This is a genomic window from Pseudomonas sp. T8, assembly GCF_024610635.1.
Taxonomy (GTDB): Bacteria; Pseudomonadota; Gammaproteobacteria; order Pseudomonadales; family Pseudomonadaceae; genus Aquipseudomonas; species Aquipseudomonas chlororaphis_I.
Window position 1 is genome coordinate 3,745,003 of the sequence record NZ_CP102374.1, and the last position, 13,605, is coordinate 3,758,607.

Annotated in this window: 13 protein-coding genes; 10 read left to right on the plus strand and 3 right to left on the minus strand. The window is 63.6% G+C overall.

From position 1 onward, the window contains the following. The first annotated feature begins 65 nt into the window (after positions 1-65). The 3 genes from NRG23_RS16780 to selO are packed head-to-tail and all read left to right on the plus strand — an operon-like array spanning position 66 to position 6,706. Entirely contained in the window at positions 66-1,808 is a 1,743-nt protein-coding gene (locus NRG23_RS16780; RefSeq protein ID WP_009046634.1) for a potassium/proton antiporter, read from the plus strand. A 35-nt stretch (positions 1,809-1,843) separates the two neighbouring features. Further along, positions 1,844-5,194: a mechanosensitive channel MscK gene (mscK, locus tag NRG23_RS16785; RefSeq protein ID WP_009046633.1), complete on the plus strand. Its 3,351-nt coding sequence runs from the start codon at positions 1,844-1,846 to the stop codon at positions 5,192-5,194. Positions 5,195-5,242: 48 nt separating this feature from the next. Then, complete coding sequence (gene selO, locus NRG23_RS16790) at positions 5,243-6,706, plus strand: protein adenylyltransferase SelO (RefSeq protein ID WP_103330901.1); 1,464 nt, start codon at positions 5,243-5,245, stop codon at positions 6,704-6,706. 3 nt (positions 6,707-6,709) lie between these two features. On the opposite strand, the gene NRG23_RS16795 is transcribed toward selO, so the two are convergent. After that, positions 6,710-7,111 carry a type II toxin-antitoxin system HigA family antitoxin gene (locus tag NRG23_RS16795; RefSeq protein ID WP_009046631.1) on the minus strand — a complete coding sequence of 134 codons (402 nt, stop codon included), beginning with the start codon at positions 7,109-7,111 and terminating at the stop codon, positions 6,710-6,712. After that, on the minus strand, positions 7,108-7,404 hold the full coding sequence (locus NRG23_RS16800) for a type II toxin-antitoxin system HigB family toxin (protein ID WP_053268076.1): 297 nt from the start codon (positions 7,402-7,404) through the stop codon (positions 7,108-7,110). Before NRG23_RS16800 ends, NRG23_RS16795 begins: the two co-directional genes overlap by 4 nt. 239 nt (positions 7,405-7,643) lie before the next feature. On the opposite strand from NRG23_RS16800, the gene trxC reads away from it, so the two are divergent. Continuing rightward, a complete protein-coding gene (gene trxC, locus NRG23_RS16805) occupies positions 7,644-8,078 on the plus strand; it encodes a thioredoxin TrxC (RefSeq protein WP_016704469.1) in 435 nt (144 codons plus the stop codon). Between the two features lie 125 nt (positions 8,079-8,203). Here trxC and NRG23_RS16810 read toward each other — a convergent pair whose 3' ends face one another. Then, the gene (locus tag NRG23_RS16810; protein WP_257371442.1) at positions 8,204-8,974 is read right to left on the minus strand and encodes a ParA family protein; all 771 of its coding nucleotides are present in this window, start codon (positions 8,972-8,974) and stop codon (positions 8,204-8,206) included. Positions 8,975-9,307: 333 nt separating this feature from the next. Here NRG23_RS16810 and NRG23_RS16815 point away from each other — a divergent pair, with 333 nt between their 5' ends. The 6 genes from NRG23_RS16815 to NRG23_RS16840 are packed head-to-tail and all read left to right on the plus strand — an operon-like array spanning position 9,308 to position 13,547. Further along, complete coding sequence (locus tag NRG23_RS16815) at positions 9,308-10,039, plus strand: beta-ketoacyl synthase chain length factor (RefSeq protein WP_036985559.1); 732 nt, start codon at positions 9,308-9,310, stop codon at positions 10,037-10,039. After that, positions 10,015-10,830 carry a 1-acyl-sn-glycerol-3-phosphate acyltransferase gene (locus NRG23_RS16820; protein ID WP_016704468.1) on the plus strand — a complete coding sequence of 272 codons (816 nt, stop codon included), beginning with the start codon at positions 10,015-10,017 and terminating at the stop codon, positions 10,828-10,830. The genes NRG23_RS16815 and NRG23_RS16820 overlap by 25 nt, the downstream gene beginning before the upstream one ends. Further along, a complete protein-coding gene (locus NRG23_RS16825; protein ID WP_007926834.1) occupies positions 10,805-11,065 on the plus strand; it encodes a phosphopantetheine-binding protein in 261 nt (86 codons plus the stop codon). The genes NRG23_RS16820 and NRG23_RS16825 overlap by 26 nt, the downstream gene beginning before the upstream one ends. 9 nt (positions 11,066-11,074) lie before the next feature. Then, positions 11,075-11,329 carry an acyl carrier protein gene (locus NRG23_RS16830; RefSeq protein WP_007926835.1) on the plus strand — a complete coding sequence of 85 codons (255 nt, stop codon included), beginning with the start codon at positions 11,075-11,077 and terminating at the stop codon, positions 11,327-11,329. Continuing rightward, positions 11,326-11,871, plus strand: a complete 546-nt coding sequence (locus NRG23_RS16835; RefSeq protein ID WP_009046626.1) for a membrane protein — start codon at positions 11,326-11,328, stop codon at positions 11,869-11,871. Before NRG23_RS16830 ends, NRG23_RS16835 begins: the two co-directional genes overlap by 4 nt. Beyond that, positions 11,868-13,547, plus strand: a complete 1,680-nt coding sequence (locus tag NRG23_RS16840; protein WP_257371443.1) for an acyl-CoA synthetase family protein — start codon at positions 11,868-11,870, stop codon at positions 13,545-13,547. Before NRG23_RS16835 ends, NRG23_RS16840 begins: the two co-directional genes overlap by 4 nt. Positions 13,548-13,605 lie beyond the last annotated feature (58 nt).

Genomic DNA, 13,605 nt, shown 5'->3' on the forward strand with positions numbered 1-13,605 from the left:
GAATCGCTGGCACGCAGACTGCATGGTCAGTTTGTGCCCGCCTTTCTGCTTCTGGAGTACTGCCTTTGAATGCGACGACCATCAACAGCCTGTTCTTGATCGGCGCGTTGCTGGTAGGTGCGAGCATTCTGGTGAGTTCCCTTTCGTCCCGCCTCGGTATCCCGATCCTGGTGATCATCCTGGCCGTGGGCATGGCCGCCGGCGTCGACGGCGGCGGCATCATTTTCAACAACTACCCGACCGCCTACCTGGTGGGCAACCTCGCACTCGCAGTGATTCTCCTCGACGGCGGCCTGCGCACCCGGGTCTCGAGCTTCCGCGTGGCCTTGTGGCCGGCGTTATCGCTGGCCACCGTCGGCGTGATGATCACCACCGGCCTGACCGGCATGGCGGCCGCCTGGCTGTTCGACCTGAACCTGATCCAGGGCCTGCTGATCGGCGCCATCGTCGGCTCCACCGACGCCGCGGCGGTGTTCTCGCTGCTGGGCGGCAAGGGCCTGAACGAGCGGGTCACCGCCAGCCTGGAGATCGAGTCGGGCAGTAACGACCCGATGGCGGTGTTCCTCACCGTGACCCTGATCGACATGCTCGCCAGCGGCCAGACCGGCCTGCACTGGAGCCTGCTGGGGCATCTGCTGCGCGAATTCGGCATCGGCGGCCTGATCGGCCTGGGCGGCGGCTGGCTGATGCTGCAACTGGTGAACCGGATCAACCTGGCCACCGGCCTGTACCCGATCCTGGTGATCGCCGGCGGCCTGGTGGTCTTCGCCCTGACCAACGCCCTGCATGGCAGCGGCTTCCTCGCGGTGTACCTGTGCGGCCTGGTGATCGGCAACCGCCCGGTGCGCAGCCGCCACGGCATCCTGCATATGCTCGACGGCATGGCCTGGCTGTCGCAGATCGGCATGTTCCTGGTGCTCGGCCTGCTGGTCACGCCCCACGACCTGCTGCCCATCGCCCTGCCGGCGCTGGGCCTGGCGCTGTGGATGATCCTGTTCGCCCGCCCGCTGTCGGTGATGGTCGGCCTGTTGCCGTTCAAGGCCTTCCACGGCCGCGAGAAAGCCTTTATTTCCTGGGTCGGCCTGCGCGGCGCGGTGCCGATCATTCTCGCGGTGTTCCCGTTGATGGCCGGGCTGCCCGAAGCCCAGCTGTACTTCAACCTGGCCTTCTTTATCGTGCTGGTGTCCCTGCTGGTGCAAGGCACCAGCCTGCCGTGGGTCGCCAAGCTGCTGAAGGTCACGGTGCCACCGGAACCGGCGCCGATCTCCCGGGCCGCCCTGGAAGTGCATGTCACCAGCGAATGGGAGCTGTTCGTCTACCGCCTCGGCGCGGAAAAATGGTGCATCGGCGCAGCGTTGCGCGAGCTGAAAATGCCCGAAGGCACCCGTATCGCCGCCCTGTTTCGCCACCAGCAACTGCTCCATCCGTCGGGTAGTACGGTGCTGGAAGCCGACGATCTGCTCTGTGTCATCGGCCATGAACACAACCTGCCGGCCCTCGGAAAACTCTTCAGCCAGGCACCGCAACGAGGCCTCGATCTGCGCTTCTTCGGCGACTTCGTTCTCGAAGGCGACGCCCAGCTGGGCGCGGTTTCGGCGCTGTACGGGCTGAAACTCGAAGGGCTCGATCCGGACATGCCGCTGAGCCGCTTCATCACCCAGAAAGTGGGGGGCGCTCCAGTGGTCGGCGACCAGGTGGAATGGAACAACACCATCTGGACCGTTGCCGTGATGGAGGGGAACAAGATCAGCAAAGTGGGCGTCAGATTCCCCGAAGGAAGTCGCCCGGGCCCCGGACTCTTCCTCTAAACTGCCTAACTTCTCATCCAGCTTGACCGGTCTTTATGCCAATCCTGCGTACCCTTTTCGCCATTGCCCTGCTGGGCCTGAGCCTTTCTGTCGGCCCACTGCAAGCGGCCGAGCCGCCCAGTGCCGAGTCCGTCCAGCAGAGCCTGGATAAAATCGCCGAGCGCAAATTGCCGGAAGCCGATCAAAAGGCCCTGCAAGCGGTGCTGCAACAGACGCTGACCCAGCTGTCGAACAAGCAGGATTACGAGCAGCGCCTGAACGATCTCAAGCAGCAGCTGAGCAATGCCCCGCGCCAGACCAGCGAAAACCAGCGTGAGCTGACCCGTCTGAAGGCCACCAAGGTGGTGCCGGTGGCACAACGTTACGCCAACCTGCCGGTATCGCAGCTCGAACAGTTGCTGACCGAGCGCACCACCCAGCAGGGTGACATGCAGAAAGCCCTGGCCGAGGCCAACAGCCTGGCGATTACCGCGCAGACCCGCCCCGAGCGCGCCCAGGCCGAGATCAGCAGCAGCCAGACCCGCACCCAGCAGATCAATACGATCCTCAAGAACGGCAAGGACGCCGGCAAGCCGATCAATGCCGACCAGCGCAATCAGCTCAATGCCGAACTGGCGGCGATCAACGCGCTGATCCCGCTGCGCCGCCAGGAACTGGCCGGCAACAGCCAGCTGCAGGACCTGGGCAACAGCCAGCACGACCTGCTGATGGAGAAGACCGCGCGCCTGGAGCAGGAAATCCAGGACCTGCAGACCCTGATCAACCAGAAGCGCCTGGCCCAGTCCCAGGAAACCGTCACCCAGCAATCGATCGAAGCGCAAAAGGCCGGCAGCAGCAGCCTCCTGGCCACCGAAAGCGCGGCCAACCTGAAGCTCTCCGACTACCTGCTCAAAAGCACCGACCGCCTCAACGAGTTGACCCAGCAGAACCTGCAGACCAAGCAGCAGCTCGACAGCGTGACCCAGAGCGATGCCGCGCTGGACGAGCAGATCAGCGTGCTCAAGGGCAGCCTGCTGCTGTCAAAGATCCTCTATAAACAGAAGCAGGCGCTGCCGCACCTGCGGCTCGACCGCGACCTGGCCGACCAGATCGCCGACATCCGCCTGTACCAGTTCGAGGTCAACCAGCAACGCGAGCTGATCAGCAGCCCCAGCAGTTACGTCGACAACCTGCTGGCTACCCAGCCATCCGAACAAGTCACCCCGCAGCTGCGCAAAACCCTGCTGGACCTGGCCATCACCCGCGCCGACCTGCTGGAACGCCTGAGCCGCGAGCTGAGCGCGCTGCTCAACGAATCCATCACCCTGCAGCTCAACCAGAAGCAACTGCTGAGCACCTCGCAAAGCCTGCGCGCAACCCTCGACGAACAGATGTTCTGGATTCCCAGCAACAAGCCGCTGGACAGCGAATGGCTGCAGACCATACCGCTGCGCCTGGCAAAACAGGTCACCACCCTGCCCTGGTCGTCCAGCCTGAGCGAGCTGGCCGACGGCCTGGCGCAACGGCCGCTGCTGTTCCTGCCATTGCTGTTGCTGATCGCGGCCCTGCTGTGGCGGCGCAAGAACCTGTACCTGCGCCTGAACAAGGTTCACAAGGACATCGGTCACTTCAAGCGCGACAGCCAATGGCACACGCCGCAGGCGATCCTGGTCAACATCCTGCTGGCGATGCCGGTCGCCCTCGGCCTGGCGCTGTGCGGCCTGGCCTTGCAGATCGACGCCCGCGGGCAGAACGCCAACCTCGGCGCGGCGCTGCTGCAGATGGCCCAGGCCTGGCTGGTGTTCTATACCGCCTACCGGATCCTCGCCCCCGGCGGCGTGGCGGAACTGCACTTTCGCTGGGAAAAGCCCCAGGTCGAATTCCTCCAGAGCTGGGTCCGTCGCCTCGGGCTGGTGGTCATGGCGCTGGTGGCGGTGGTCGCCGTGGCCGAACATCAACCGGCAGCGCTGGCCGATGACGTGCTCGGCATCGCCGTGGTCCTGACCTGCTACGCCCTGATGGCCTGGCTGCTCAGCCGCCTGCTGCTGAGCAGCCCGACGCACCAGAACGCCTCGCTGTTCCGCAAGGCGGTGGCGGTGCTGTTCACCGCGCTGCCGATCGCTTTGTTCATCGCCGTGTGCTTCGGCTACTACTACACCGCGCTGAAGCTCAGCGACCGCCTGATCAATACCTTGTACCTGCTGATGTTCTGGCTGGTGATCGAAGCCACTTTCGTCCGCGGGCTGGGCGTCGCCGCCCGGCGCCTGGCCTACCAGCGGGCCCTGGCCAAACGCCAGGCCGCCAAGGAAGCCGGCGACGGCGAAGCGGTGGTCGAAGAGCCGACCCTGGACATCGAGAAGGTCAACGAACAATCCCTGCGCCTGATCCGCCTGGCCCTGCTCGGTGGTTTCATCGCCGGGCTGTACTGGGTCTGGTCGGACCTGATCAGCGTGTTCTCCTACCTGGACAACATCACCCTCTACGAATACACCAGCGGTACCGGCGCCAACATGAGCATGGTGCCCATCAGCATCGGCGACATGCTCGGCGCGCTGATCATCGTCGGCATCACCTTCGCCCTGGCGCGCAACCTGCCTGGGCTGCTGGAGGTGCTGGTACTGTCCAGGCTGAACCTGGCCCAGGGCAGCGCCTACGCGACCACCACGCTGCTGTCCTATGTGATTGCCGGCGTCGGCTTCGTCTCGACCCTGTCGACCCTCGGCGTCAGCTGGGACAAGTTGCAATGGCTGGTGGCTGCGCTGTCGGTGGGCCTGGGTTTCGGCATGCAGGCGATCTTCGCCAACTTCATCTCCGGCATCATCATCCTGTTCGAGCGGCCGGTGCGCATCGGCGACACCATCACCATCGGCAACCTGTCGGGCACGGTGAGCAAGATCCGCATCCGCGCCACCACCATCACCGACTTCGATCGCAAGGACATCATCGTCCCGAACCAGACCTTCATCACCGGGCAACTGATCAACTGGTCGCTGACCGACACCGTCACCCGGGTGACCCTCAAGCTCGGCGTCGACTACGGTTCGGACCTGGACCTGGTCAAGGAGCTGCTGCTCAAGGCGGCCCGCGATAACCCGCGGGTACTGAAAGAACCCGAGCCGCATGTGTACTTCCTCAACTTCGGCGAAAGCACCCTGGACCACGAACTGCGCATGCACGTGCGCGAACTGGGGGACCGCAACCCGGTGCTCGACGAGGTCAACCGCTTCATCAACCGCGAGTTCAAGAAGCAGCACATCAACATCTCGTTCCGCCAGATGGAGGTCTACCTGAAGAACCTCCATGGCCAGGAATACAAGATGGTACCCATCGAGCCGGAGACCAAGACCATCGTCCCGTTGCCCGACGGCAAACCGCAGCAGGAACCGCCCTCCAGCAGGCTCGACTAAGGGCGCTATCCCTAGCAGAATGCTCGGACATTCTGCTGGAGATGGCCGTTGAAAGCCCTCGACGAACTGAGCTTCGACAATCGCTTCGCCCGCCTGGGCGACGCGTTCTCAACCCATGTGCTGCCCGAACCGATCGACCATCCACGCCTGGTGGTGGCCAGCCCGGCGGCCATGGCGCTGCTGGACCTGGACCCCGAGGCCGCCGAAAGCCCGGTGTTCGCCGAGCTGTTCGGCGGGCACAAGCTATGGGCCGAAGCCGAGCCTCGGGCGATGGTCTATTCCGGGCATCAGTTCGGCTCCTACAACCCCCAGCTAGGCGATGGTCGCGGCTTGCTGCTGGGCGAGGTGTACAACGCCGCCGGCGAACACTGGGACCTGCACCTCAAGGGTGCCGGCCAGACCCCCTACTCGCGCATGGGCGATGGCCGCGCCGTACTGCGTTCGTCGATCCGCGAATTCCTCGCCTCCGAGGCGCTGCACGCCCTGGGTATTCCGACTACCCGGGCGCTGTGCGTGATCGGCTCCGACACCCCGGTCTGGCGCGAGAAACAGGAACGCGCAGCGATGCTGCTGCGCATGTCGCCCAGCCATGTCCGCTTCGGCCACTTCGAATACTTCTATTACACAAAACGCCCCGAGCAGCAGAAACAGCTGGGCGAGCACGTGCTGGCCATGCACTTTCCCGAGTGCCTGGAACAGCCGGAACCCTACCTGGCGATGTTCCGCGAAGTAGTCGAGCGCAATGCCGAACTGATCGCCAAATGGCAGGCCTACGGTTTCTGCCACGGGGTGATGAACACCGACAACATGTCGATCCTCGGCGTGACCTTCGACTTCGGGCCGTTCGCCTTCCTCGACGACTTCGATGCGCATTTCATCTGCAACCATTCCGATGACCAGGGGCGCTACTCGTTCAGCAACCAGGTGCCGATCGGCCAGTGGAACCTCAGTGCCCTGGCCCAGGCCCTGACGCCCTTCATCAGCGTCGAGGCCCTGCGGGAAACCCTCGGCCTGTTCCTGCCGTTGTTCCAGACCCATTACCTGGACCTGATGCGCCGCCGCCTCGGCCTGACCAGCGCCGAAGAAGAGGATCAGAAGCTGGTGGAGCGCCTGCTGCAACTGATGCAGGGCAGCAGCGTGGACTACAGCCTGTTCTTCCGCCGCCTGGGGGATGAATCAGCTGAACTGGCCGTGGCCCGGCTGCGCGACGACTTCGTCGACCGCCAGGGCTTCGATGCCTGGGCCGATCTGTACAAGGCCCGGGTCGCCCGCGAACAAGACGACACTCAAGAACAGCGCCGCGCGCGCATGCATGCGGTCAACCCGCTGTACATCCTGCGCAATTACCTGGCGCAGAAGGCCATCGATGCCGCCGAGCAAGGGGATTACTCCGAGGTGCGCCGCCTGCATGCGGTGCTGAGCAAGCCGTTCGAACAACAGGCCGGCATGGACAGCTACGCCGAACGACCGCCCGAATGGGGCAAGCACCTGGAAATCAGTTGCTCGTCCTGAGCCTCAGATAAATACCTCGGCCGAAACACCGAAGCGCTCGGCCAGCCAGCGGATCTGTCGCAGGTTGAGCTGGCGCTTGCCGCTCAGTACTTCCGAAACCACCGACTGCGCACCCACGCCTGGCAAATCACTCTGGGTCAGGCCGTGTTCGCGCATCAGGGAGCGCAAGACGTCAACGCCACTGGCTATCGGCATCGGTCGATGCTCTTCGTCGTAGGCTTCGATCCAATCGCCGATGATGTCCACCAGCGAAGTCACTGGATGGTTCTCGTCCTCTCCCATGAGATCCAGCAGTTCATCCAGCGCCGCGACCAATGCATCGTAATCGGCTTCAGTATTGGGTTTACGCAACACAGGGGCCACGAAATGCCAATGATCCGCCGCCTGCTTCACCAGAACGTTCATCTGGTCTCCTCCTTCCACCTGCCCTTGTCGTATTCGTGATGGTCCAGCACGTGCCTGATATAGAGACGTCGCACCTCATAACGCACCACAGCGATGATTCGTAACTTGTTGCCGCCAATATCGAAGACGTGAAACGCCCCCACTTTGTCGGTGGCCGGAAATACTGCCTTGATGGCTGCAAAATCGGCCGGATTGAGGCTTTTGACTTTTCTGTACCAGGTCTCCAGCGCATTGGCCGATTGTGGCCAGCGGCTCTTGGCCTCCCAGATTCGTTTGGCGGTGATGATATGCATGCAATGTCCCTATCGCATATTGCTATAGACGGTAGTGTCGGAAGCGCGCCATAGCAAGTTGCTATGTGCTTGAACAGACCAACGGCATAAACCCATGGCTCCGTTTCAGCCTAGATTCACCAGCCGCCACGCATCTCAAAGATGTATGAAGGAATGCAACAGACCCGCCCCTCGCTTGATAAACCTTGCGCCAGACTCCAGATAACGCCCATCGCCCACTTATCCCGGAGCCCCCCCTCATGTCCGATCCACTGCTGATCCCCTGCCCCCATTGCAACGGTTTGAACCGCATCCCCGCCGAGCGCCTGGGCGACCAGCCCAAATGCGGGCGCTGCAAAGGCCAGGTGTTGCTGAGCCAGCCTTTCGAACTGAAACAAGGCGACTACGCCAGCCAGATCAAGGGCGACCTGCCGTTGCTGGTGGATGTCTGGGCGGATTGGTGCGGGCCGTGCAAATCCTTCGCGCCGGTATTCGAGCAGGCGGCGGCGCAATTGGCGGGCAAATGCCGGCTGGCCAAGCTCGACAGCGAGGCCAACCAGCAATTGTCGGCGCAGTTGGGAATTCGCTCGATTCCGAGCCTGATTCTGTTCAAGAACGGACGGGAAGTGGCACGTCAGAGTGGCGCCTTCCCGTTACCGCAGTTGATGAGCTGGTTGCGCAGCCAGGGCCTCTGACCGCTATTTCAAAAGCGCCTTGAACCGTAGGAGCGAGGCTTGCCCGCGATGAGTGCCTGACATTCAACATCGTCGTCGGTTGTCAGACCGTTATCGCGGGCAAGCCTCGCTCCTACAGAAGAGCGTCAGGCGCTTTCCAGCAGGTTGTGCAGGTCGACGAATTGCTGGGTCAGCTTGTGCCGGGGGTCAAGGTGGATCAGCGGCAGGCTGGCCTGGTGGGATTCGCGCATGCGCACCGAACTGGCCAGGTACACCGGCAAGACCGGCAGGCCTTCGGCAATCAGTTCATCGAGCATTTGCTGGGGCAGGCTGGCGCGGGCCTGGAACTGGTTGACCACGATGCCTTCGACCTGCAAGTCCTCGTTGTGGTCGTCCTTAAGCTCTTCGATTTCAGCCAGCAGGCCGTACAGCGCCTGGCGGGAAAAGCTGTCGCAGTCGAAGGGAATCAATACGCGATCAGCGGCAATCAGCGCCGAAACCGCGTAGAAGTTCAGGGCCGGCGGGGTGTCGAGGTAGATCCGGTCGTAGTCCTTGGCCAATTCGTCCAGCAGTTTGCGCAGCTTGTTGATCTTGTGCTTCGCCTCGAGCTTGGGCTGCAGATCCGCCAGCTCGGCGGTGGCCGTCACCACATGCAAGTTGTCGAACGGCGTTTCGTAGATATCGACCTGGTTCTTCTTCGAGAACGGTCCGGAAGACAGGGTCTGCTTGAAGAAGTCGGCGATCCCCATGGGGATGTCGTCGCCGGTCAGGCCGGTGAGGTATTGAGTGGAGTTGGCCTGGGCATCCAGGTCCACCAGCAGCGTGCGATACCCTTCGCTGGCGCTCACAGCCGCCAGATTGCAGGCAATGCTCGACTTGCCGACTCCTCCTTTCTGATTGAACACCACGCGCCGCATGTCAGAACCTCCCTGCATCAAAGATCACCGAGTGTAGTAGCGAGCAGCGCTGCTTCGCTACCTCGCTGACGGCAGAGCGCCAAGCCCGTTGCAATGACCGGAATCGGCCTAGACTTTCTGAAAGTCTGCGCGCCTCCCGCCCGGTGCCGCTCAATAATGGCCAAATGACACTTTTCTTCTGTCGAATGGGCCGTTTTCACTGAGTGAAACATAACCAATGTTTGCTACCAGCCAGTCACACCGGGATAATGCGCGCCACTCGGCTGTAGCTCCGTGCCAGGTGAGTCTTCGATCGAAACGCCTGACCACGTCAAGTAAGCCCGCAGGGGCGGGATGAATTTTCAAGTGATCAACTTCAACATCGCTCAATGGCGCGCGTGGGCCCCTGGGCTCGAAAGCGTGGACGATTGGCAGGCCTGGAGCCGACAACCAGTCGTGCTCGAGAGCAGCGATGCCGCCCCCGACGTGTCGTTTCTACCGGCCATGCAACGCCGGCGCCTCAGCCGTCTGGCGCGCATGGCCTTCAGCGTGGGCTGGCCGCTGGCCGAAGGCCTGGAACAACTACCGTTGGTCTTTATTTCCCGGCATGGCGAAACGCCGCGGACCTTCGACATCCTCAGCGACCTGGCGGCCGACCAGCCATTGTCCCCGACCCAGTTCAGCCTCTCGGTACACAACGCGGTGATCGGCCTGTGGTCGATCATGCGTGGCGAAACCAGCGAAATGACCGCCCTCGCCGCCGCCGGCGACGGCCTCGAACACGGCATGCTAGAGGCCGCGGCGCTGCTCGAGGAAGGCGCCCCGGCAGTGCTGCTGGTGGTCACCGAAGAGCAGCCGCCCGCCGCCTATGCCACCTGGATCGACGACGTGCCTTTTCCCTATGCGGTGGGCCTGTTGCTGACCCCCGGCAAAGAGTGGCAACTGACGCTCGGTGCCGCCACCGAGGAAGCGCCGCGCGCCGAGTGGCCCCATGCCCTGAATCTCTTGCGTACCCTGCTCGGCGAGCAGACCTCCTGCCAACATGCCTGGAAGAACCGTGTATGGAACTGGCAACGCAACCTGTAAACACAAAACCCCGCGACGCCTACTACTGGCGCCTGGTCGCCACCGCGGCGAGCTTTGCCTTGTTCGGCCTCGGTGGCCTGTGCCTGCGCCTGGTGATTTTCCCGCTGCTCGCCTGCCTGCCCGGCGACGCCGAAGCGCATCGCCAGCGCGCGCGGCGCACCATTGGCCGACTGTTCTGGCTGTTCATCCGGTTCATGGCCCGCAGCGGCGTGCTGACCTATGACGTCGAAGGCGCGGAAAAGCTCGGCCGCCCCGGACAAATGATCATCGCCAACCACCCGTCGCTGATCGACGTGGTGTTCCTCATCGGCCTGGTGCGCAACGCCAACTGTGTGGTCAAGCAGAGCCTGTGGCAGAACCCGTTCACTCGCGGCCCGATACGCGAAGCCGAATACATCAGCAACGACGGCAGCATGGACATGCTCGACGCCGCCGGCGAAGCCCTGCGCAATGGCCAGACCCTGGTGATCTTCCCCGAGGGCACCCGCACCCCGCCGGGCCAGGCGCCGGCCTTTCATCGGGGGGGCGCGGCAATCGCCTTGCGGGGTGCGAGAATCATCACCCCGGTGGTCATCAAGGTCAGCCCGACCACCCTGACCAAGGCCGAACCCTGGTATCGCATCCCGATGCGCCGCGTGCACTTCAGTTTTCGCGTCGGAGCCGATATAGACCCGTATGCCTTTGCCGCCCAAGGCCCCGCACCGCAGGCCTCGCGCAAGCTCAACGATTATTTGCATCACTACTTCATTAAGGAGCTCGCCGAAGATGAGCGATCTGCACCAGGAAATTAAAATGCTGATCATCGATGCCCTGGGCCTCGAAGACATCAGCGTGCAAGACATCGGCAACGAGCAGACGCTCTTCGGTGAAGGCCTGGGCCTGGACTCGGTCGACGCCCTGGAGCTGGGCCTGGCGATCCAGAAACGCTACGGCATCAAGATCGACGCCGACGCCAAGGACACCCGCAACCACTTCACCAACGTGGCGAGCCTTGCGGCGTTCGTCACTGCAAAACAGGCAGCTTGAGACCGGACCATGCAAACTCGCGACGACATCTTCAACACCTTGCGTGATGCCCTGGTGGAACTCTTCGAACTGGAACCGGAACGCGTAAGCCTGGAATCCAACCTGTATCAAGACCTGGAAATCGACAGCATCGACGCCGTCGACCTGATCGATCACATCAAGCGCAAGACCGGCAAGAAAATCGCCGCCGAGGAATTCAAGTCGGTGCGTACCGTCAATGACGTGGTCGAGGCGGTATACCGTCTGGTCCAGCCGGCCGCATGAGCCGGCTGATCGGCCTTGGCCTGCTGCTGGCGGGCCTGTTGTATCCCTTTGCGGTGTATTTCGGCATGGAGCATTTCGCGCCATGGCAGTTCGGCCTGTTGCTCGGCAGCCTGTGGCTGGCCCGGGCCCTGACCGGCGAACGGCGTCCCGGCAGCCTGTTGATGGCGGGCGCGGCCCTGGTCTTCTGCGTGTTGCTGGCGCTGTTCGACAGCCCATCGTTATTGCGCTGGTACCCGGTGCTGGTCAGCGGCTTCATGCTCACGCTGTTCGGCCTGAGCCTGAAATTCGGTCCGCCGGTGGCCGAACGCCTGGCCCGCCTCAGCGAGCCGGAACTGCCGGAAAAAGCGATTCGCTACACCCGCCAGGTGACTGTCGCCTGGAGTGTATTTTTCCTCTGTAACGGATTGCTCGCCGCCGCCCTGACCCTGTGGGCGCCGCTGAGCTGGTGGACGTTGTACAACGGCCTGATCGCCTACGGGTTGATGGGTTTGCTGTTTGCCATTGAATGGCTGTTACGACAACGCGTACGAGGCCGCGCATGAATTGGATAAAGCTTGAGCACCTGCTGCTCAAGTCGTTGCCGGAACGGGCCGTCACGCTCGAACCGGCACTCGATCACAGCAAGCTGCAGCACCAGGCCCTGAGCCTGGCCGCGGGCTTGCAGGCCAGGGGCGTACAGCGCCTGGCCCTGCACCTGGAAGATGCCGCCGAGTTGGCCATCGCCCTGCTCGGCGCCTGGCGCGCCGGGGTCAGCGTGCTGCTGCCCGCCGACCTGCAACCGCAGACCCGGCAACGCTGGTCGACCCAGGTCGACCTGTGGCTGACCGACCAGCCCGGCGATGTCCACTTGGCCGACTTCGACCAGCCGCCATTGCCCGCCGCCGAACTCGACCTCGACACCTGCCGCCTGAGCCTGTGCACCTCCGGTTCCAGCGGCGAACCCAAGCGCATCGACAAATCCCTGCGCCAGCTGGCCAACGAAGTCGAGGCCCTGGAGCAACTGTGGGGCGAAGGATTGGGCCAGGCCTGCATCATCGGCAGCGTCGCCACCCAACATATCTACGGCCTGCTGTTCCGTGTGCTCTGGCCGCTCTGCGCCGGGCGCACCTTCGTCCGTCGGCAACTGCCGTTCCCGGAAGACCTGCAGCGCGCCAGCCGCGAACACCCGGCCTTTGCCTGGGTCGCCAGCCCGGCGTTGCTCAAGCGCATGGGCGACAACCTCGACTGGCCGGCCCTGAGCCCGGTGCGCCGGGTGTTTTCCTCCGGCGGCGCGCTGCCCGCCGACGCCGCGCAAGGCCTGCACCAGCGCCTGCGACAATGGCCAACGGAGATCCTCGGCAGCTCGGAAACCGGCGGCATCGCCTGGCGCCAGGGCGACAGCCTGTGGCAAGCCTTCGCCGGGGTCGAACTGAGCCAGGACAGCGACGGCGCCCTGCTGATCGCCTCGCCCTACCTGCCGGCCGGGCATGTCGAACACACCGCCGATGCCGCGCGCATCGCCGCCGATGGGCGTTTCGAGCTGCTCGGGCGCCTGGACCGGATCGTCAAGCTGGAAGAAAAACGCATTTCCCTGCCGATGCTGGAACAGGCCCTGGCCGGGCATGCCTGGGTCGCCGAAGCGCGCCTTGGGGTGGTCCGGGAAAACCGCGCCTCCCTCGGCGCGCTGCTGGTCCTCAGCGAACAAGGCCTGCACGCCTTGCGCAATCAGGGGCGTCGGACGCTCACGCAAACGCTGCGCCAGCACCTGAGCCAGCATTGCGAGGCCCTGGCGCTGCCACGCCGCTGGCGCCTGCTGCGCCAGTTGCCCCTGAACAGCCAGGGCAAGCTGCCCCAGGCCGATGTCGAAGCCCTGCTGCTGGCCCCGCGCCCACGGGCGCCGGAAGTGCTGGAACAACTCGAGGCCGACGGCGAATGGAGCCTGCAACTGGCGATCCCGCCGGACCTGGCCTACTTCAGCGGCCACTTCCCCCAGACCCCGGTGCTGCCGGGCGTGGTCCAGGTGGACTGGGCATTGGCCCTGGGCCAGCAGTTGCTCGATCTGCCGGGCCGCTTTGCCGGCATGGAAGTACTGAAGTTCCAGCAACTGGTGCGCCCCGGAGACCAGGTGCAATTGCACCTGCGCTTCGATCATGAGCGCGGCAAACTCTACTTTGCCTACCGCAATGACACCGCCGCCTGCTCCAGCGGCCGCATCCTGCTGGAGAACGCCTGTGGATAAATTATTGACCTCAGGCGAGCGCAGCCCCCTGCTGCTGCCAGCGTTGCGGGCTTTTGTA